This window comes from Methylobacterium sp. Leaf91, from assembly GCF_001422815.1.
Classification (GTDB): Bacteria; Pseudomonadota; Alphaproteobacteria; order Rhizobiales; family Beijerinckiaceae; genus Methylobacterium.
The window spans coordinates 1-19668 of sequence record NZ_LMMP01000006.1; the positions used below are offsets into that span (position 1 = coordinate 1).

A 19668-nucleotide genomic window follows, 5' to 3' on the forward strand; every position below is an offset into this window, starting at 1 on the left:
GCCTTCGTGGCCGCGCAGGACACCGGTCGAGAACGTCCAGGCCACCTGCAGCTGCTTAACGTTGCTGGCATTGATCTGGTCGAGCTTCGAATAGCGCGTATTGGCGTAATCGACCGTCTGCAGAACCTGCTGGGCCGGATCGGCCGAGCGCTTCAGGACGTCGTCGTTGGCGAAGGCGGGGGCCGAAGCCACCAGACCAGCGCCGAGTGCGAGAAGATGGACCGCTCTCATGCATTCCTCCGACAAGTCTTTGACACAACTGGAGAGCAGTTCGACCTGCTTCCGTTTGCGCGACCTGTTATTTGCGACAGGGATAGTTCACTTCGATAGAGTCTCCTAAGCGGTTGTTTCAGCGAAACTTTCGCCTCAACCACCGCCTGCTCTCCCGGTCGCCGCTACCCCTTTGCGGCGCCCCTCCGAACCGAAGCTTGAATGAACTCTAAGAAAAATCTCGGCGGCGTCAACTCGATTGAGCAAGCTTGAGCATGGTCTGCATCAAGTCCTGGTGAACGAATGTCTTCTCCAGCAGGCATTCCATGCACCTGCACAAGGAAATGCTGCGTTGCAAAATCGCCAAGTTCAAAGACAAAAGCATTTGTAAGACTCAGGCGCTTCTTATGCACTCCATGCATGAATTCGGTCTGGCATGCCAGATTCTCTCTGCCGACGCAGAGAACACTGGTGGAAACGACCGCTTCGTCCCACGAAAGGGCAAGTTCCACCACTCGGAATAGGCATTATTTTGCCTGCCTGCAAAATAGATCGAGTGCCCTCGGCATGTGCGGAAACATCGATTGGGCGCCATTTGATCGGACGCTGCGTTGTCTCGCCGCATGAGTACGTAGCGCGCCGCGCATGCGCCTTACGTCTTGTGCGCATGTGCATAATGTTGCGTCGGCGATATCTTGCGCTTCAGGCAGGACGGTAAACGCCGCTCAAGCGGCGATGACGCCCGGAAAGCGATTCGCCAAATCCTCTCGCATGGCCTCCGACCAGGCCCGGTCGCGTCTGTTGCGTGGCCGGTCGAGGGTCACGTCGGCGAGCAGGCTCGCTGGGCGCGCGGAGACGAGCAGGAGCCGGTCGGCGATCTCGATCGCCTCCGCGACGTTATGGGTGACCATGAGCACGCTCATCCCCTCGCGCCCCACCGTCTCCACCACGATCTCCCGAAGGGACGCGGCGGCCCTGTCATCCAGGGACACGAAGGGCTCGTCGAGCACCAGGATGCGGGGACGTAGGGCCAGGGCGCGGGCGAGGGCCACGCGACGCGCCATGCCTAGGGAGAGCTTTCCCGGATAGCGGCTGCGCCACGGCGTCAGCCCGAGGGATTCGAACAGGCCGTCGAGATCACGCCCCCGCTCCGGGCGGGGCAGGCCGAGGCGGACGTTCTGCTCGACGCTGCGCCAGGGGAGGAGGCGAGGCTCCTGGAAGACCATGGCGATCCCCGCCTCGCGCGGATCGGGAGTCACAGCGCCCTCGTATGCGTCGTCGAGGCCGAGCAGGATGCGCAGGGTGGTGGTCTTGCCCGCCCCGGAGGGGCCGATGAGGCAGGCGATCTCCGAGCGGCGGATGGTGAAGGAGAGGTCGCGCACCGCCTCCACCGGCTCCGGCCCACCGGCGCCGTAGACTTTGCGGAGGATGGAGACGGAGAGAGCGTCCGCCATCTCAGCGCCAGCGCCGGACATACGCTTCGAGGCGCTGGAGGATGAGGATGTCGATGGCGATCATGACACTCATGAAGACGACGCTGTAGCCGATGATGGCGGCCACGTTCAGGCTCTGAACGAAGTAGAAGTTGATGGCAAAACCGACGCCGTTCGGCCGCCCGAGCAGCTCGATCACCAGCACGATCTTCCAGGCTAGCGACAGGCCGGACCGGGCCGCGGCCACGACGAATGGCTGCAGTTGCGGCACCAGGACGTGGGCGATCCAGGTGCGGCGATCGAACCGGTAGGTCCGCGCCATTTCCTCGAGCCCCGGATCGAGGCCCCGCGCGCCCTCCCGCACGATCACCGCCACGTTGGGCAGCTTGTTGAGCACCACGGCCAGCACCGCGGCCCCTTCGTTGAGGCCGACCCAGATATAGGCCAGCACGGTGATGACGAGGGCGGGCGTGTTGAGCAGGATGAGGAGCGGTGTGTCGAGGGCGAGGTTCAAGCCCTTGAGGCGTCCGAGGGCGATCCCGAGGAGCACGCCGAGCCCCATGGCGATCATGAAGGAGACGCCCACCCGCGTGAGGGTGATGCCGACATTGCGCCAGAGGTCGCCGCTGGCCGATTCACTGACGATGAAATCGAGGATCGCGAGCGGTGCGGGCAGGAGCCGCGATCCCGCCAGGCTTGCCGCCACCTGCCAAGCCGCCAGCAGCAGCAGGACGGAGACGAGCCGGGTCGCCACCCCCATGGCGTTGGAGCCGGGCCGGATCAATGTCCGCCGTACCGATCGGAGAGGCCGCAGCGGCTCAACCGTTTCCGGCCCCGTCGAAATACAGGCCGGGGGGCAGGGTCGTCCCCGCCCCGACGAGGCGCTCGCCGCCGAGCTTGGACAGAACGCCGAACAGGCGCTCGCCGTCGCCGCGCTCGGTGGCGATGGGCCGGCGCGGAATGCCGGCGAGGAAGTCCCGCTTCAGGGCCTCGAAGGTCGGCTCGTCATCGGCCGACATCAGCGGCCGTACCACCTCCCAGGCGGACGGGTCGTTGGCGAGCATCTCCTTGGCGGTGCGCGAGGCGCGGGCGAAGCCGGCGATCGCCTCGGCCTTGCCCGAGACCGTGCTCCCTTCGAACAGGTAGCCGATGAGGGCGATGGAGCCGGTGGCGCCGAAGGCGCGCATGATGTCGTCGGAGCCGATAATGCGACGGAACCCCTTGGGCTCGAGCCGTGCGCAATAGGTCCAGTAGAGCAGGGCTGCGTCGAGTTCTCCCTGTTCCAGCTTCAGGGCCAGGAGGGGCGGCGCGCCATAGGCGATCTGCGCCTGAGATTCGAGGTCGATCCCGGCGGCATCCTTGGCCTGAGCCTTGAGCAGCAGCCAGTTCTTGTCGAGGGGGCCTCCGGCGATTCCGAGGCGTTTCCCGACGAGATCCTTGAGTCCTGCGATGGAACTGCCGGGCGGCACCATCAGCGATCCCTCGGTGGTGGAATAGGGGATGAAGCGCATCGCCCTGCCCTCGTTGCCGAGGCGGGCGGCCCAGAGCAGGTCCCCCACGATGGTGTCGACCTGACCGCCGAGAAAGGCGATGCGGGCGGCGTCGTTACCGGCGAGCTTGACCACGTCGAGGGTGAAGCCGTTGGCCGTGTCGAGGCCGCGCGCCTTGATGATGGCGGCCTCCCAGGACACGGTGCCGAAGGGCAGGCTGCCGACGCGCACGCTCGCCGATGCGGCCGCCACCGCACCGGCCATGGGCCAGAGCGCCGCCGTCGCGAGCAATCCGCGCCGTGACAGCATGAGCATCGTCTCCCTGGGACCGGATTTTGAAAGCCCGGATTTTGCCGTTCGACGGCCTCATCACTGAGACTGCCCGGCGGTTCTTATATTTAATAGGGTCTCACATCTCCGTCGTCCACCGACGCGCGCCATGGTCGAGTGGCCGCAGGTGACGAGCTCGGACGACCGGGGGCGAGAAATCCGAAAAACCCGAGCTCCGGAAAACTTGCCGGACTACGCTGCTCGGGGCAGGGTCCAGACTTGGAATGCCTCCGGTACCAATCACGACATCCAGTCGCTGGATGACATCCACCTCACCCAACAGGAATGCAGGCCATGGCCGGATCACGCGAAGACGTTATCGACGACGCCACCATCGCGGAGCGTTTGAGCACCGAGCTGCCCGCCTGGACCTACGAGGATGGCTGGATCCGGCGGACCTACAAGACAGCGAGCTGGAAGAGCACGCTGATGGTCATCAACACGGTGGGGCACCTCGCCGAGGCCGCCTGGCACCATCCGGATCTCACCGCTTCCTATGCCTGGGTCGAAGTGCGGCTGATGAACCATGCCGCCAAGGGCATCACCGACAAGGATTTTGCCCTGGCGAAGAAGATCGAGGAGGTCGTGGGCTGGCAGCCCGGAACGGAAGGCCAAGGCCTGGAGGGCACGCCCGGCGACGCGCGCTTCGCTTATATCAAGTACGACAAGTAGGGCTCACCGCGCCTCCTTCACTCTCCGGCACTCGGTCTTGAGATAGGCGGTCTTACCGATCTCCTCGTTGAGATCCGTACGGGAGATGATCTCCTGCCAGCCGTTGGTGCAGCCGAGTTCGTTGGAAACGCGGACCTTGCGCACCTCGCTCGCCTTGTCGTCCGAACAGGCCTCGATCGGGATCGCGTTGGCGCAGACGAGCACGACGGCGATGAAAGTGTTCATGACAGGCTCCGGTGCGAGGCGGGGCCGTGCCCCCTCGGCCCTCTACGTCGGACGAAGGGCTTCGGTTTCGCGTGAGCCCGCTCTCTCGAAGATGATCGGAGAGTCGAGGCCTGCCCCTCACCCCAGATCGACGAACCTCTCGGCCGAGTAAGTCGCCCCCTCCACCGGGTTGGCAACCCAACGGGTGCGGCCGACGCGCAGGTCGTGGCCGGAGTGGAAATGGCCGGAGACCCAGAGATCGGGCCGGCTCGCCTCGGGGAGATCGTCGAGAGCGGTGGTGGCGTAGAAGGCCGGCACCCACCAGGGCACGCCGGGCGTGGTCCGGAACGCGTCGGCCGCCAGTGGACTGGCCGGATGGTGGGTGACGACCACGGTGGGGCCGGGATGCGGCACGGCGAGGGCGGCGGTCAGCTCGGCCTTCTGGGCCAGATGCGCCGCCATGGCGTCGGCGGGCGACCAGACCGTGCCGTCACCCTTGCGGATCGAACCGCGAAACTCTCGCGAACCGGTCACCGGATCGGTCATCCGCGCCGCGGCGAAGGCGACGGGGTCCGCCGGGTGGTCGGCGACGGTCTCGTCGAGCCAGCGACCGGCCAGCGACCAGTCACTCCAGAGCGTAGTACCGACGAAGCGGATTCCATAGAGGACGACGCTGGCACCGTGGTTGAGGAGGCGGACCGGACCGCCCTCCCCCGACGTGTTGATCCGCGCCACCTCGGCCTCCAGGGCGGCGATCAGTTCGGGCGCGGTGCGCGGGTCACCCGTCGGCGCATAATGTTCGTGGTTGCCCGGCACGAGCACGATGGGACGGCCCTGCGCGATCTGTCGCAGGGCGGCGAGGCCGAGTTCGGGCCGGCCCTCGTAAAGATCGCCGGGACAGACCAGCACGTCGAACGCTTCTGCCGGCCGCGCGATCGTCTCCGGACGCCGGCGCTCGAGATGCAGGTCGGAGATCGGGAACAGGCGCATCTTTCAGAACCTCATCGTCTTGGCGATGCCGGGCATTAGCGCGGCCGGGCGGCGGGGCACGCTCTCACGCGACGGGATGCGCCGCGCGCCATTCGGCACGGGCGGCCTTGAGGATGTCCACGGCCGAATCCGCGTTGAGCACGGCGATGCCGGCCGCCACCACGAGATCGGGCCAGGGCGAGAGGGTGAGCGCCGTGACGAGGCCTGCGCCGATGATGGCGAGATTGGCAAAGGCATCGTTGCGGGCCGAGAGATAGGCTGCCCGGGTCAGGCTTCCACCGCCCTCGCGGTGACGCGCCAGCATCATGGCGCAGACGAGGTTCACGCCGAGGGCGCCGAGGCCGGCAAGGGTGAGCGGCAGCGGCGCGGGGGGCGCCATGTCGGAGACCTTCTCCCAGGCGGCATAGGCGGTGGCGAGTGCTGGCAGCAGCAGGATGCCGGCCAGCGCCATGCCGAGCCGCGCCCGGTTTCGCAGGCTCCAGCCGATCCCGGCGAAGATCAGCAGGTTGAGCGCCGCATCCTCCAGGAAATCCAGGCTGTCGGCGATGAGCGCGAGGGAGCCGATCGCCAAAGCCACGGCGATCTCGATGCTGAAATAGGCGATGTTCAGTCCCGCCACCCGCAGGACGACTGGGCGCAGGGTGGCGTGACCTGCCGGGGTGGATGCGTCGGTCATCGGCTCTCAGGATCGGCTCTCGAAAAAGTCTTTGCCTCTTGGACCGACCACGACAGGCCTGTCGAGCCGCGATTTTCGGCGTGCTTGCGCTGGATTTGCAGCAGCGCTTGTGCGACGCGACACGTCGGATGCGGGGCCAAGTCCCGTGAGTACGACGTGAGACGGGGGGAGACCGACCGATGATGCCAGAGCTGCGCGTCCTGTATTTCGAGGATCTCGAGGTCGGATTGTCCGAAACCTTGAACAAGGTCATCGCCTCCTCCGACGTGGTGGGCTTCGCCGAGATCACCGGCGATCGCAACCCGATCCACCTGTCCGAGCACTTCGCGGCCCGCACGCCTTTCGGCACCCGCATCGCCCACGGCCTGTATACGGCCGGGCTGATCTCGGCCGTGCTCGGCACCCGCCTGCCCGGCCCCGGCGCCATCTACATCAGCCAGACCCTGAACTTTCGCGCGCCGGTCCGCATCGGCGACACCGTCCAGGTGACGGTGGAAGTGGCTGAGCTCGTCCCCGAGCGCCGCCGCGCCCGGCTCAAATGCACCTGCTCGGTGGCGGGTGAAGTCGTCCTCGACGGAGAGGCCCTGGTGAAGGTCCCGACCAAGGAGGAGGCCGACCCGCTCGCCATCCGCATGGGCGGCCGCCCCGCGAACGCGTAGCGCGCATACCCCTCTTTCCGCATGCGGGAAGAGGGGCAGCTCCGGCCATGCGCATCATCTGCCAGGGCATAGGATGCGGCCAGCGGTGACACCCATCCCCATCGACGACCCCTCCGACCCCCGCATCGCGGCCTATGCCGCCATGCGGGAGCGCGACCTGATCGGCCGCGAGGGCCGCTTTATCGTGGAGGGGGAGGTGACCCTGCGGGTCCTGCTCTCGGGTGCCGCGCGTTTCCCGGCCGAATCACTGCTCCTCAGCCACGAGCGCTTGGCGCCCCTCTCCGATGCGCTCGCCGCCCTGTCCGCTTCGGTGCCGGTCTATACGGCCTCGAAGGCGGTGATGAGCGCCATCGCCGGCTTCCCGATCCACCGGGGCGTGATGGCGGTGGCCTCGTGCGGAGCGCCCCCACCTCTCGTCCTGCCTCCGTCCCCGGCGCCCGTCACGATGGTCGGGCTCGTCGGCTTGACCAACCATGACAATGTCGGCGGCCTGTTCCGCAACGCCGCCGCGTTTGGAGCCACCGGCATCCTTCTCGATTCCGCTACCTGCGACCCGCTCTATCGCAAGGCGATCCGTGTTTCGGCAGGCGCGGCGCTGATCGTGCCGTTCGCGCGGCTGGAGGCGGAGGCCATGCTGCACTTCGCGCAGGCCAACGACCTCGTCCCCCTGGCATTCAGCCCGCGCGGGGAAGCGGTGCTCGCGGACCTGCCGCCCTCGCCGCGCACGCTTCTGCTCCTCGGCACCGAGGGGCCGGGGTTGTCGCACGGCCTGATGGCGCGCGCCCAAACCGTGCGCATTCCCATGGCACCAGGATTCGACTCGCTGAACGTGGCGACAGCGGGAGCATTGGCGCTCCACCATCTGGCGATGCAGGCACGCGACAATCCGCACCCATTGTCCCGCTGGTGATGCCGGTCGAGATTAGGCGGCAAGCTAGGCCGGTGCGTCGGAGATTCCGGACGCCGCGACCTTGAGCTTGGAATGAATCTCGATACCCCTTACGGGAGGAACGATCCGCCGTAGGGGGCCTGTCGCCGAAGGAGTTCAACGCGTTGCTTCAGTCTCGGGATGGCATGCGGACCTTGTCCGGACGCCGCGTCATCATCGTCGGCGCCGGCCCCGGGGGATTGGCAACGGCGCTGCTCCTCGCACGAGCGGGCATCCACGTCACGGTGGTCGAGAAGGACCCTGCCGTCGGCGGCCGGACCAAGACGGTGGAGGCGCCCGGCGGCTACCGCTTCGATATCGGCCCGACCTTCTTCCTCTATCCACAGATCCTCGCCGACATCTTCGAGACATGCGGCGAGCGTCTCGAGGACCACGTCAAGCTGGAGCGGCTCGATCCGCAATATCACCTCGTGTTCGAGGGCAAGGATGCGGAGGGCAGGAACGGGGTCTCGGGCGAGATCCGTGCCACCGGTGACATGGAGCGCCTCGAGGCGGAAATCGCCCGCATCGCCCCGGACGACGCCAAGAACGTCCGCAAGTTCTTCGCCGACAACCGGGTGAAGCTGAAATTCTTCAAGCCCGTGCTGGAACAGGCCTTCCACACCCTGCGTGCCATGGCCTCGCCGGCCATGATCGCCGCTCTCCCCCACCTCCATCCCGGCCGCAGCGTCGACAAGGACCTGCAGCGCTACTTCAAGGACCCGCGGGTCCGCCTCGCCTTCGCGTTCCAGACCAAATATCTCGGGATGTCGCCGTTCCGTTGCCCGAGCCTGTTCACGATCCTGTCGTTCCTCGAATACGAACACGGGGTCTACCATCCCGTCGGCGGCTGCGGCGCGGTGTCGGAGGCGATGGCCGGGCTCGCCCGCCGCATGGGCGTGGACATCCGCCTCGACACTTCGGTCGACCGGGTGATCTTCGATGGCAAGAAGGCCACCGGGGTGGTCTGCGGGACAGAGACCCTGAAGGCCGACGCGGTGGTCATCAACGGCGATTTCGCCAAGGTCATCAAGGATTTGGTGCCGCAGACGCATCGCCCACGCTGGCGCGACGCCAAGATCGGCAAGGCCCGCCTCTCCTGCTCGACCTTCATGATGTATCTCGGGATCGAGGGAAAAGTGCCGGCGGCGCTGGGCCACCACACGATCTTCCTGTCGGAGGAATACGCCCGCAACATCCGGGAAATCACCGAGGGCACCCTGCCGATGCAGCCCTCCCTCTACGTCCAGCACGCGGGCTACACCGATGGCGGCATGGCGCCGGCCGGCCATACCAGCCTCTACGTCCTCGTGCCGGTGCCGAACCTGAAGTCGGGGATCGACTGGCCCTCCACCCGTGAGAGCTACCGCCGCCTCGTCCTCGACCGGTTGAAGCTGCTCGGCCTCGACGATATCGAGGATCGCATCCGCTACGAGCGTATCGTCGACCCGTCGCAATGGCGGGACGATTTCTTCGTGTATGAGGGCGCCACCTTCAACCTCGCCCACGACCTGATGCAGATGTTGTATTTCCGCCCTCACAACCGCTTCGGGCCAGGGCTCTACCTCGTGGGCGGCGGCACTCATCCGGGTTCGGGCCTGCCGGTGATCTACGAGGGCGCGCGCATCACCGCCCGTCTCCTCATCGAGGAGCTCTCAGCCGGGCGCGTCGGCGCGGAGGCCGCCGGCATCCCCACCACCCAGCCGCTCGCCACGTCGGGCGAAGCTTCGTGAGGCGTTTCTTCGCGACCGGCCTGGCGCTGGCCCTCGTCATGATCCTCGATCCCGCGCGGGCGGCTACCGTCGAGGTCGTGGTGGAGGGGATCGAGCCGGGGGCGGGGGCGGTCTACGTCGCTCTGTGCCAGGGCGGCCTGTCGGAGACCGAGTGTCGCAATGGGCAGGACGTTCCCGCCGACGGCAGGAGCCAGCGGGTGATCCTCACGGGGATCGAACCCGGCGCCTACGCGGTGGCGGCCTATCAGGATCTCAACGGCAATCGTCGCCTCGACCGGACGGGCCTTGGCCTTCCCCTCGAACCCTATGGCTTTTCCGGCGAGGCGGCGCGCGCGCGACCGGATTTCGCCCGTGCGCGCGTCGTCGTGCGCGAACCGGGTCTTGCCCTGCGGGTACGCCTCGTCCGCGCCCTGCCACCCCGCTGACCCCGCCACTCATGAATCCGGGACAGGAGCCCCTGGTCGTGGTTCGGGGCGCCGTCCTCGCCTATCGCGGGCATCGGGTCCTGCGGGGCGTCGATTGCCGGATCGAGGCCGGCGAGACCCTCGCCCTGCTCGGCCCGAACGGCGCCGGCAAGAGCTCGCTCATGCGCATCGTGGCCGGACGATTGCCGCCGGAGAGCGGCACCGTGCGGATCGCCGGTGCCGATCCGTTCCGTGAGCGCGAGGCACGGCGCGCCATCGGCTGGGTTCCTCAGGAAATCGCCCTCTATCCACGCCTCACCGTGGCGGAGAACCTTTCCGTCTTCGCGCAGCTCTCGGGGATCGGCCGGCGCGAGCGCAAGGCGGCGGTCCAGGCCGCCATCGATCTGGCCGATCTCGGCGAGGTGGCGCGGCGTCCGGTGGGCCACCTGTCCGGCGGCTACCAGCGCCGGGCCAATATCGCCGCGAGCCTGATGGCGCGGCCGCGCCTCGTCCTCCTCGACGAGCCGACCCAGGGAGTGGACCTGCACGCGCGCGCAGCGATTCATGCGGTGCTCGCGCGCCTGCGGGAGCAGGGCGCCGCGATCCTCATCGCCACCCATGATTTCGCCGAGGCCGAACGCCTCGCCGACCGGGTCGCCATCCTGGCTGACGGGCGGCTCATCCATGAAGGCCGGCTCGCCCTCCTCCTCGAACGCATCCGCGCGGAAGTGCCCGAGCACGAGGTGGCGCTCACCAATCCCGCCGGCCCGGACGCCGTGGCCGCTCTGCGCCGGGCGGGATTCACCCCTATCGATACCGGACTGACCTGGAGGGCGAGCCACAGGGCCGGGCTCGACGGGACCGCGCTCCTCGGCAGCCTGCGGGCGGAAGGCGTGCCGGTGGGGGAAATCCGCATCCGCGCACCGGGCCTGGACGCGATCTATCGCGAGGCCCTCGACCGGGCCGGGCCGGGCCGGGCCATGCCCCTCCACGCGGGACACGAGGCATGATCACCGCCGCCTTCCGGGTGATGCTGATCAGCCTGCGGCGCGACCGCGCCGCCCTGGTCATGGCCTTCGTCCTGCCGACCGTGATCTTCATGATCTTCGCGGCGATCTTCTCGGGCGCCATCGGCGACCGGATCCGCATCCATCTCGGTCTCGTCGACCTCGCCCGCACGGCGACCACCGAGCGGCTGATGACGGCCCTGGAGGCCGACACCTCCCTGCGCATCGAGCGTCTGAAGGTCACCGATCTCGCCGGTGCGACGAGCGCGGTCCGGCGCGGGGACGTGGACGCCGCCCTGGTCCTTCGGGGCGACCTCGACGCGCCCGTGGCCGGAGCCCCGCCCGAGGCCGCCCAGCCGGTGATCCTCATCGAGAACCCCGCCCGGGCCCTGGCCACGCCGATCGCGCTCGGCCAGTTGCAGCGCATCCTCAACGAGGCCCTGCCCGACGTGGTCCTCGCCCGGATCGTCGCCGACGTGGAACGGTCGGGCAAGATCGGGCCGGACGAACGCGCCTTCCTCAACTCGGCCTTTGCCGAGCAGCGCGCCCGCAAGGAGCCGTTCTCCTTCGCCTCCCTGGTGGAACGCCAGAGCACCGCCTCGGGCAGCACCAACGAGCGGGTGAGCTATTATGCCGGCGCCATCACCGCCGTATTCCTGCTGTTTGCGGCCATGCAGGGAGCGATGTCCCTGGTGGAGGAGCGGCAATCGGGCCTCGCCGACAGGCTCATGGCCGGGCCCGGAGGGCTCGCCGTGGTGGTGGTGGGGAAGTTCCTGTTCCTGGTGATCCAGGGCGTGGTCCAGGCCGGGCTGATCTTCGCCGCCGCCGCCCTGGTCTACGGGGTCGAGATCGGCCCGCACTGGCCGGCCTGGATCGTCACCTCGTTCCTCGTCTCGGCCATGGCGGCGGGGTTGGCGCTCGCCGCCTGCGCGGCGGCCAATACCCGCCAGCAGGCACATCTCGCCTCCACCTTCGGCGTTCTACTGCTCTCGGCGGTGGGCGGCAGCATGGTCCCACGCTTCCTGATGCCGCCCTGGCTGCAGCAGGTCGGCTGGCTCACCCCGAACGCCTGGGCGATCGAAGCCTATCAGACGGCGCTCGGCGAAGGCATGGCCGCGGCCATGCCGGCCTGGGGGGTGATGATCACCGTGGCGGCCTTGGGCCTGGTGGCCGCGGTGGGGTTGGTGGCGCGCCGGGTGGTGTGAGCCTGCGGGCGTCACCTCGAACCCGAAACTGGCCGCCTCGGACCTCCAATCCCCGCTCACGGCCCTGAAATGGGCGATAACTCCGGCGGCGCGACCGGTTAGCGCGTTGACCGTGCGGCGATCCGGTCTAGCTTCATCCGTGAGGCATGGCATCGGCCGGGCCCAGGGAGTGACGATGAACATGCGGGTCGGGTCTTCGGTCGCCGTGGTCGGCGCAGGGTTGGGCGGCCTCGCGGCGGCCTGCGTCAGCGCGGCGCGCGGCCACACGGTCACTCTCTACGACAAGAACGATTGGCTCGGCGGCAAGGCAGCGGTGCTGCACGAAGGCGGATTCCGCTTCGACATGGGCCCGACCATCCTCACGGTGCCGAAGGTGCTGGAGCGCATCTTCCAGGAGGCCGGCCGCAACATCCACGACTATCTCGACCTGCGCCGGCTCGATCCGCAATGGCGCTGCTTCTTCGACGACAACACCCATCTCGACCTCATGGCCGACGTGCCCACCATGGCCGCCGACATGGAGCGTTTCGCGCCCAATACCGGCGCCGGTGAGGGCTACAAGAAGTTCCTCGAAATCTCCGAGCACCTGCACGACGTCTCGAACAAGTTCTTCTTCTGGAAGCCGGTGGAAGATCTGTTCGACACGATCAACATCCGCGCCAACATGAATCCCGGCACCCTGCGGGACGTGCTTTCCCTCCGCATGGGCTCGTCGGTTGCCGGCACCATCCGGTCGAAGGTCAAGGATGCGCGCCTCGCGCAGATGCTCGACCATTTCGTGCAATATGTCGGCTCGTCCCCCTATGGCGCGCCGGCCGTGCTCTGCGCCATCGCCCACATGCAGACCGCCGAGGGCGTCTGGTACCCGATGGGCGGCACCCGCGCGGTGGCCGAGGCGCTGACGAAGCTCGCCTCCGAACTCGGTGCCACCCTGCGGCCGGGCGACGAAGTCACCGGGCTCGCCATCGAGAAGGGCACGGTGAAGGGCGTGAAGACCGCCGCCGGCATCACCCCGTTCGACGCGGTGATCTCCAATATGGATTCGGTGCGGACCTACCGCGAGCTCGTCGGCGGCGATGTCGGCAAGGCCTACGAGAAGAAGAGCTTCGAGCCGGCCTGCTCCGGCGTGGTGCTCTATCTCGGCCTGAACAAGCGCTACGAGCACCTGAACCACCACGATTTCGTCTTCTCCCGCGATCCGGAGGAGGAGTTCGACTACATCTACCGCAAGGGCGAGCCGGCTCCGGACCCGACCGCCTATCTCGCTGCCCCCTCCTCCACCGACCCGTCGGTGGCCCCCGAAGGCGGCGAGGCGCTCTACGTCCTCGTCCACACGCCCTATCTTCGGCCGCACCACGACTGGTCCAAGATGTTCCCGGCCTACCGCCAGGTCATCCTCGACAAGCTCAAGCGCACGGGCAACATGCCGGATCTCGAAGAGCGCATCGTCGTCGAGCGCCATCTGACGCCGCAGGACATCCACGAGCGCTACAAGGTGCTCAACGGGGCGATCTACGGCCTCGCTTCGCACGGCAAGTTCATGGGCGCGTTCAAGCCGGGCAACCGCTCGCGACAGGTGCGCGGCCTGTATCTCGCCGGTGGCGCGGCCCATCCCGGCCCCGGCATGCCCATGGTGATGATGTCGGGTTGGATCGCCGCCGACGCGCTCGATTCCGACGCTCGGCAGGGTGGGGCGGCCGGTAGCGAGGTACGGCAGAGCGCGTGAGGCCGCCGGCGTCCCCAGCCCGACCGGCTCCCCGTCATTCGCCGCTGATCTGGCGGTTCATGGTCGGGTATTTCGACCGCTTCCTGCGCCGGCACATGAACGCGCTCCGGCTCGCCCGCTGGGGCACGCCGGATTGTGCCGGTAATGCCGGCCCCATCGTCGTCGTCCTCAACCATCCGTCCTGGTGGGACGCGGCCGTGGTGATCCTCCTGGCCGGCCGCCTGTTTCCCGAGCGGACGAGCCACGCCCCGTTCGATGCGGCGGCGCTGGAGAAATACGCGGTCTTCGGGCGAATCGGCGCGTTTCCGGTGGATCTCGAGTCACTGCGTGGAGCGGCGCAGTTCCTTGCCCATTCCCGCGCGATCCTCGGCGCGCCCGGACAGATGCTCTGGATCACGGCGCAGGGACGCTTCGTCGATGTACGCGCCCGCCCGCTCGACCTGCGCGCGGGTGTGGCGAGACTCCCCGAGATCGCCCCGGACGCGCTGTTCGTGCCCCTGGCCCTGGACTACGCCTTCTGGGAAGAGCGAGGCGCTGAAGCCTTCGCGGCCTTCGGCACGCCGGTGCGGGGTGCCGACCTCCTCGCCCTGCCCCGGCCGGAGCGGCTGGCCCGGATGGAGGCCGACCTGACCGCCACCCTCGACCGGCTCTCCGCGGACGTCGTCGCCCGCGAGCCCGACCGCTTCACGACCCTGACCTCCGGCGGCAAGGGTATCGGCGGAATCTATGACGGCTGGCGCCGGATGCGGGCTATCCTCACCGGTCGCCGCTTCGACCCCGCCCATCGCCCCGAGGGAGACAGAGCCCCGTGACCCTCGTCCTGGCGCTCGTCGCCCTCGCCTTCGCCCTCCTCCCCGCCATCCTGGCCTGCGCGAACCTCGTCGCCCTGCGCACGCCGGAGCCGGAAGCGGCGCAGGACGGGCTGGTCTCGATCCTGATCCCCGCCCGCGACGAGGAAGGCACCATCGTCGACACGGTGCGGGCCGCCCTGGCGAGCACCGGCATCGCCGTGGAAGTGCTGGTGGGGGACGACCATTCCACCGATGGCACGGCGGGCCTCGTCCGCGCCCTGGCGCAGACCGATCCCCGGCTCCGGCTGGTCCCGGTTCCCGCCCTGCCCGAGGGCTGGACGGGGAAGAACCACGCCTGCGCCGCCCTCGCGGCCGAGGCGAAGGGCGCGCACCTCCTCTTCATCGACGCGGACGTCTCCCTCGCGCCCAGTGCCGCGGCGGGGCTCGTCGCCCATGCCCGCGCCTCCGGGGCCGCCCTGGTAAGCGCCGTGCCGCGTCAGATCATGCGCAGCCTGGGCGAGCGGCTCACCGTGCCGATGATCAATTTCCTCCTCGTCGGCTACCTCCCCGTGCCGATGATGCGCGCCTCGCTCCGTCCGGCACTCGGCGCCGCCTGCGGCCAGCTCGTCCTCATCGACCGCTCCGTCTACGGTGAGACCGGCGGCCACGGCGCCATCCGCGGACTCCTGCATGACGGCGTGTTCCTGCCCCGGATTCTGCGCCATGCCGGGCATCGGACCGACCTCGTGGCCGGGCACGCGCTCGCCACCTGCCGGATGTACCGGAACCTCGCCGAATCCTGGGCCGGCTTCTCGAAGAACGCCCATGAGGGCATGGCGACCCCCCGCGCCCTCCCCGTCTGGACGCTGCTCCTGCTCGCGGGTCATGTCTTGCCGCTGCTGCTCGTTCTCGCCGCCGCCTTCGGCCTCGCGACTCCGACGGCCGGGCTCGTCGCGCTCGCTGCCCTCGTCGTCTCGCTCGCCACCCGCGCGGCGATCACCCTCATCACCCACGAGCCGGCCGCGACCATCCTCCTCCACCCGCTCGGGGTGGTGGTGGCCCTGGCGATCCAGTGGAACGTGCTGCTGCACCCCAAGCGCGCCGGAGCGGCGGTGTGGAAGGGGCGGAGCTATCCGGTGAAGGGGACGAAGACGCCCCATTCCCAGCCGTAGGCGAGGCCGGGTTTTCAAGCGGTACCGTCGCCTGCCGGCTGTTCCCCGGCTGGCCGGCCGCGCACAGGATTTCTATCCCGGCGAGCACAAGGATCGGCCCGGCATCACGACGACGCGTCGGCTGAACCGGAGACCACCGGAGCGTGGAACGAAGTATACCAAGTGTTTGTTTTTTTTGACGTAAATATCAAAAAACTCTTGGTTTTATAATTTATGCAGATCGAATACTCGGATCTACGCGGCACGACATTGTCTACCCCGACAGGGATCCGATCATAGCCTGCCCGTGCCGGTCAAACAGCTCGGAATGCGATGGCTTCGATCTTCTGCCTTCCCGTCATCGTCGCAGCCAAGCCGGTGAAATTATTTTTCCAGACTGTGGTGGATGAAAAATCCTGCTCATCCGTGAGGCGTTTCGGAGCAAGATTTCGCGAATTCTGGATGAATCCCCTTCGGCTTATGCATTATGGTGCTTGCAAGCCAATCTGATATGCCAAATACTGAATACCAGCCAGCGACCTCTGATCTCGACGATCACTTGCCGCGGCCAAGGAAGCCGATGCGCTGGGGTGCCTCGACCACCAAGCCTTCAAGTATCCATGTCCATGATCAGGGAGAAAGCTCATGGCGACGTCCGTGACCGCGCCCATAGCGGTGCAACCTTCAAAGCGGTGGCTCCAACTTATTCTCGGCGTTGCCTGTATGGTCGCCGCGGCGAACATCCAGTACGCCTGGACTCTGTTCGTCCCGGAAATTCAGAAGACGTTCGGCTGGGACCGCGCCGCGATCCAGGTCGCGTTCACGATCTTCGTCGTGGTGCAGACATGGCTGACCCCGATTGAAGGCTATTTCATCGACAAGTACGGCCCGAGCCGGGTCGTGATGTTCGGTGGTCTGATGACCGGCCTCGCCTGGGTCATCAACTCCTACGCCACCTCGCTCACCGGCTTCTATCTCGGCTCCGTGGCGGGCGGTATCGGTGTGGGCTGTGTCTACGCCACCTGCATCAACAACGCCCTGAAATGGTTCCCGGACAAGCGCGGCCTCGCGGTCGGCCTGACGGCGGGCGGCTACGGCGCCGGCTCGGCCCTCACCATCCTGCCGATCGCCAGCATGATCTCGCACGGCAGCTACGCCCAGGCCTTCTTCATCTTCGGCCTGATCCAGGGCGCGGTCATCATGCTGGCCGCCATCGGCCTGCGCTCCCCGGCCAAGGACCAGGTCATCTTCTCGACCAAGGTCCTGCAGACCCGGCGCGACTACACCCTCGGGGAAGCCCTGCGCACGCCGGTCTTCTACGTGATGCTGCTCATGTTCACCTGCACGGTCACCGGCGGCCTGATGGCCGTGGCCCAGCTCGGCGTCATCGCGCAGGATCTCGGCGTGAAGGAGTTCCAGGTCAACCTGTACTTCTTCGCCATGGCGGCCCTGCCCTTCGCACTGATGCTCGACCGGATCATGAACGGCATCTCGCGGCCGCTCTTCGGCTACATCTCCGACCGGATCGGGCGTGAGAAGACGATGTTCATCGCCTTCACCATGGAGGGCATCGGCATCGTCGCCCTGGGTTACTTCGGCTCGAACCCCTGGGCCTTCGTGATCCTGTCGGGCATCGTGTTCCTGGCCTGGGGCGAGGTCTACTCGCTGTTCAGCGCCACGGCCGCCGACACGTTCGGCTCCAAGCATATCGGCAAGATCTACGGCGTGCTCTACTGCGCCAAGGGTTTCGCCGCCCTGTTCGTCCCGGTGGGCAACCTGCTGATGCAGGCCACCGGCACCTGGGCAACGGTGCTGTACACCGTGGCGGTCATGGATCTCTTCGCCGCCTTCCTGGCCGTGGCCGTCCTCCGGCCGATGCTCAAGCGCCACCACGTCGCCAACGGCTCGGTCACTCCGGCGGGCGCCCTGGCCCACGCCTGATCCCCGGCTCGTCCCGCCCGACCGGCGGGGCGAGCCCGGCACGACCGAAGGAGCCGATGACCGGCTCCTTCAGCGACCGGCCCCGATGGCGCCCCTCCGAGGAGCGCCATCTCCGGCCCGGCACACGGTGCGCCATCCTGTCCGCCGCCCCCGTGCTGCCCCATGCGCCGTCATGTCCAACTCTGCTCGGCTATCGCCGGAGTGCCCGAGATGAACATCGCCGCCATCCTCGCCCTGCAGAGCATTCCGTTCGCGGCCCTGGTGCTCGCCACGGCCGGTGCCAACCGCGACCTCTTCGCGGTGCTGTATGTAGCGGCCTTAGGCCTGACCTTATCGATCATCATCTTCGGCGACGGCTATCATGCACTTCCGCTGATGCCCGGCGTGTCCGGCGGCAACCATCGCTGAGACGCCCTCAGCCAGGTTACAGGCACCGGAACGGCGCCCCCCGTCCCAATCCCGACACTCACGCCCCCTTCCGATGACCGGCTGGCCCCTCGTGCGACCGCAGAGTGGACTTCATCCGCAGATCCGCGTCCGGAACATAACCGTCATACGGAATGTGATATACCAAACACCATTGTGCGGTGCGATATAGGCTTCATTGCAGCTGCAAGAGAGGCTCCTTTCATGATCGCTCTGTTCATCCTCGGCCTCGCCGCCGTCGCCGTCGGCCCTGCTTTGGCGCTGCTCACGGACCGCCCCGAATCGGCTGAGCCGGTCTCCAACACGACGTCGGCCGGCATGTTCGTCGCCATCAACGACAACGCCCAGGCCTCCTACCGTCTGGCCGCCTGAGCCGACGCCGATCGATCGGCACCCGTCCAGTACCGTTTCCCCTCGCCAGGCTGAGCCGAGGCGGGGTTTTTCCAAGCCCGGCGGGATGGTGACCGCACGCGCCTCAACCGCTGGTCTCGCTCAGGATCCACGCCGCAGTGCCGGCATCCGCCCCGCTCGTCGCCAGATGCAGGATGATCGGCGTCTCGTACGGGTGGCGCTGTTTCAGCGCAGTCGCGAGGTCGTCTGCGAGGCCCTCCCGGGTCTTGAGGATGGCGACGACCTCGTCGCCCCGCTCCACCGCGCCCTTCCAGGCATAGACCGACCGCATTCCCGGCAGGACGTTGACGCAGGCGGCGAGCCGCGCGCGCACCAGTTCCTCACCGATGGCGAGCGCCGTCTCGGCATCGGGAAAGGTGGTGTAGACGAGAAGCGGACGCTCCATGCTATGGGTCTCCCGGTCTGCGGCCTGTTCCGAGGGGAATGAGGCGCGCGGTCGAGCCCGGCGTCAACACGAGCGGACGATCACCCATGGCGCGGCGCTTCCAGAGGATCGCCTTCATCGCGAGCCCCACCGCCGATGCGCGCGGTGCGGCGGATACGCTGATGCGGCGCTACGACAGCGTCGCCCCCGAAGAAGCCGACGTGATCGTGGCGCTCGGCGGCGACGGGCTGATGCTGCAGGCGCTGCACCGCTTCATGCTGGCCGGCATACCGATCTACGGCATGAACCGCGGCACCGTGGGCTTCCTGATGAACGAGTACCGTGAGGACAACCTCCTCGAACGGCTGGAGAGCACCAAGCGCAGCACCATCCACCCGCTCATGATGGAGGCGGTGGACGTGGAAGGGCGCCGACACACGGCGCGCGCCATCAACGAAGTCTACATGCTGCGCCAGACGCACCAGACCGCCAAGCTCAAGATCTCGGTGGACGGACATGTGCGCCTGCCCGAGCTCATCGCCGATGGCGTGCTCTGCGCGACGCCCGCCGGCTCCACCGCCTACAACCTCTCGGTGGGCGGCCCGATCCTGCCCCTGAATTCGCGGCTTCTGGCGCTGACCCCGATCTCGGCCTTCCGCCCCCGGCGCTGGCACGGAGCCCTGCTACCGGATCACGCCCGCATCCATGTGGAAGTGCTCGACGCGGCGCATCGCCCGGTGGCGGCGGTGGCCGACCACACCGAATTCCGCCGGGTCTGCACCGTGGAGACCTGGCTCGACCTCAAGACCGACCTTACCCTCCTCCACGATCCCGGCCACAGCCTGGACGAGCGGATTCTTCGCGAACAGTTCGGCTGATACGCCGGCGGCATATACAGGAACGCCCGCAAGAGCTCG

At 67.6% G+C, this 19668-nt stretch carries 21 protein-coding genes and 1 pseudogene; 14 read left to right on the forward strand and 8 right to left on the reverse strand.

Going from position 1 to position 19668, the window contains the following annotated elements:
• The 4 genes and pseudogenes from ASF32_RS07060 to ASF32_RS07075 all read right to left on the reverse strand — a co-directional run.
• Positions 1–231, reverse strand: a pseudogene (locus ASF32_RS07060) (PQQ-dependent dehydrogenase, methanol/ethanol family); the annotation flags it as partial.
• Between the two features lie 704 nt (positions 232–935).
• Positions 936–1685: an ATP-binding cassette domain-containing protein gene (locus ASF32_RS07065; RefSeq protein ID WP_056425529.1), complete on the reverse strand. Its 750-nt coding sequence runs from the start codon at positions 1683–1685 to the stop codon at positions 936–938.
• Positions 1666–2403, reverse strand: coding sequence for an ABC transporter permease subunit (locus ASF32_RS07070; RefSeq protein WP_056425907.1), 738 nt, complete (start codon positions 2401–2403; stop codon positions 1666–1668). Before ASF32_RS07070 ends, ASF32_RS07065 begins: the two co-directional genes overlap by 20 nt.
• Positions 2404–2461: 58 nt before the next feature.
• On the reverse strand, positions 2462–3442 hold the full coding sequence (locus ASF32_RS07075) for an ABC transporter substrate-binding protein (RefSeq protein ID WP_056425909.1): 981 nt from the start codon (positions 3440–3442) through the stop codon (positions 2462–2464).
• Positions 3443–3757: 315 nt separating this feature from the next.
• Between ASF32_RS07075 and ASF32_RS07080 the strand changes: the two genes are divergently transcribed.
• Entirely contained in the window at positions 3758–4135 is a 378-nt protein-coding gene (locus ASF32_RS07080) for a 4a-hydroxytetrahydrobiopterin dehydratase (RefSeq protein ID WP_056425912.1), read from the forward strand.
• A 3-nt stretch (positions 4136–4138) separates the two neighbouring features.
• Here ASF32_RS07080 and ASF32_RS07085 read toward each other — a convergent pair whose 3' ends face one another.
• The 3 genes from ASF32_RS07085 to ASF32_RS07095 all read right to left on the reverse strand — a co-directional run bounded on the left by ASF32_RS07085 (position 4139) and on the right by ASF32_RS07095 (position 6005).
• Positions 4139–4360, reverse strand: a complete 222-nt coding sequence (locus ASF32_RS07085; RefSeq protein ID WP_056425532.1) for a hypothetical protein — start codon at positions 4358–4360, stop codon at positions 4139–4141.
• A gap of 117 nt (positions 4361–4477) precedes the next feature.
• The gene (locus ASF32_RS07090) at positions 4478–5329 is read right to left on the reverse strand and encodes a metallophosphoesterase (RefSeq protein ID WP_056425535.1); all 852 of its coding nucleotides are present in this window, start codon (positions 5327–5329) and stop codon (positions 4478–4480) included.
• 64 nt (positions 5330–5393) lie between these two features.
• The gene (locus ASF32_RS07095; RefSeq protein WP_056425538.1) at positions 5394–6005 is read right to left on the reverse strand and encodes a cation transporter; all 612 of its coding nucleotides are present in this window, start codon (positions 6003–6005) and stop codon (positions 5394–5396) included.
• Between the two features lie 179 nt (positions 6006–6184).
• On the opposite strand from ASF32_RS07095, the gene croR reads away from it, so the two are divergent.
• From croR to ASF32_RS25190, 12 genes are all read left to right on the forward strand, one after another.
• The gene (croR, locus tag ASF32_RS07100; protein WP_056425543.1) at positions 6185–6664 is read left to right on the forward strand and encodes a 3-hydroxybutyryl-CoA dehydratase; all 480 of its coding nucleotides are present in this window, start codon (positions 6185–6187) and stop codon (positions 6662–6664) included.
• A gap of 73 nt (positions 6665–6737) precedes the next feature.
• Complete coding sequence (locus ASF32_RS07105) at positions 6738–7574, forward strand: RNA methyltransferase (protein WP_056425546.1); 837 nt, start codon at positions 6738–6740, stop codon at positions 7572–7574.
• Between the two features lie 143 nt (positions 7575–7717).
• Positions 7718–9325: a phytoene desaturase family protein gene (gene crtI / locus ASF32_RS07110; protein ID WP_056425549.1), complete on the forward strand. Its 1608-nt coding sequence runs from the start codon at positions 7718–7720 to the stop codon at positions 9323–9325.
• Between the two features lie 38 nt (positions 9326–9363).
• Entirely contained in the window at positions 9364–9750 is a 387-nt protein-coding gene (locus ASF32_RS07115; RefSeq protein WP_156467725.1) for a DUF2141 domain-containing protein, read from the forward strand.
• An 11-nt stretch (positions 9751–9761) separates the two neighbouring features.
• Positions 9762–10739 (forward strand): ABC transporter ATP-binding protein, encoded by a 978-nt coding sequence (locus ASF32_RS07120; RefSeq protein WP_056425557.1) that lies wholly within the window; start codon positions 9762–9764, stop codon positions 10737–10739.
• Positions 10736–11941, forward strand: coding sequence for an ABC transporter permease (locus tag ASF32_RS07125; RefSeq protein WP_056425560.1), 1206 nt, complete (start codon positions 10736–10738; stop codon positions 11939–11941). The genes ASF32_RS07120 and ASF32_RS07125 overlap by 4 nt, the downstream gene beginning before the upstream one ends.
• A gap of 181 nt (positions 11942–12122) precedes the next feature.
• On the forward strand, positions 12123–13667 hold the full coding sequence (gene crtI / locus ASF32_RS07130) for a phytoene desaturase family protein (protein ID WP_056425563.1): 1545 nt from the start codon (positions 12123–12125) through the stop codon (positions 13665–13667).
• A 59-nt stretch (positions 13668–13726) separates the two neighbouring features.
• The gene (locus tag ASF32_RS07135) at positions 13727–14479 is read left to right on the forward strand and encodes a lysophospholipid acyltransferase family protein (protein ID WP_056425568.1); all 753 of its coding nucleotides are present in this window, start codon (positions 13727–13729) and stop codon (positions 14477–14479) included.
• Positions 14476–15630: a glycosyltransferase family 2 protein gene (locus ASF32_RS07140; protein WP_056425571.1), complete on the forward strand. Its 1155-nt coding sequence runs from the start codon at positions 14476–14478 to the stop codon at positions 15628–15630. Before ASF32_RS07135 ends, ASF32_RS07140 begins: the two co-directional genes overlap by 4 nt.
• 624 nt (positions 15631–16254) lie before the next feature.
• The gene (gene oxlT / locus ASF32_RS07145) at positions 16255–17550 is read left to right on the forward strand and encodes an oxalate/formate MFS antiporter (protein ID WP_056425573.1); all 1296 of its coding nucleotides are present in this window, start codon (positions 16255–16257) and stop codon (positions 17548–17550) included.
• A 210-nt stretch (positions 17551–17760) separates the two neighbouring features.
• Positions 17761–17958, forward strand: coding sequence for a hypothetical protein (locus tag ASF32_RS07150; protein WP_056425576.1), 198 nt, complete (start codon positions 17761–17763; stop codon positions 17956–17958).
• A gap of 222 nt (positions 17959–18180) precedes the next feature.
• Positions 18181–18348, forward strand: coding sequence for a hypothetical protein (locus ASF32_RS25190; RefSeq protein ID WP_156467719.1), 168 nt, complete (start codon positions 18181–18183; stop codon positions 18346–18348).
• A gap of 103 nt (positions 18349–18451) precedes the next feature.
• On the opposite strand, the gene cutA is transcribed toward ASF32_RS25190, so the two are convergent.
• The gene (cutA, locus tag ASF32_RS07155; protein WP_056425582.1) at positions 18452–18772 is read right to left on the reverse strand and encodes a divalent-cation tolerance protein CutA; all 321 of its coding nucleotides are present in this window, start codon (positions 18770–18772) and stop codon (positions 18452–18454) included.
• Between the two features lie 86 nt (positions 18773–18858).
• Here cutA and ASF32_RS07160 point away from each other — a divergent pair, with 86 nt between their 5' ends.
• Positions 18859–19629 (forward strand): NAD kinase, encoded by a 771-nt coding sequence (locus tag ASF32_RS07160; protein WP_056425585.1) that lies wholly within the window; start codon positions 18859–18861, stop codon positions 19627–19629.
• Positions 19630–19668 lie beyond the last annotated feature (39 nt).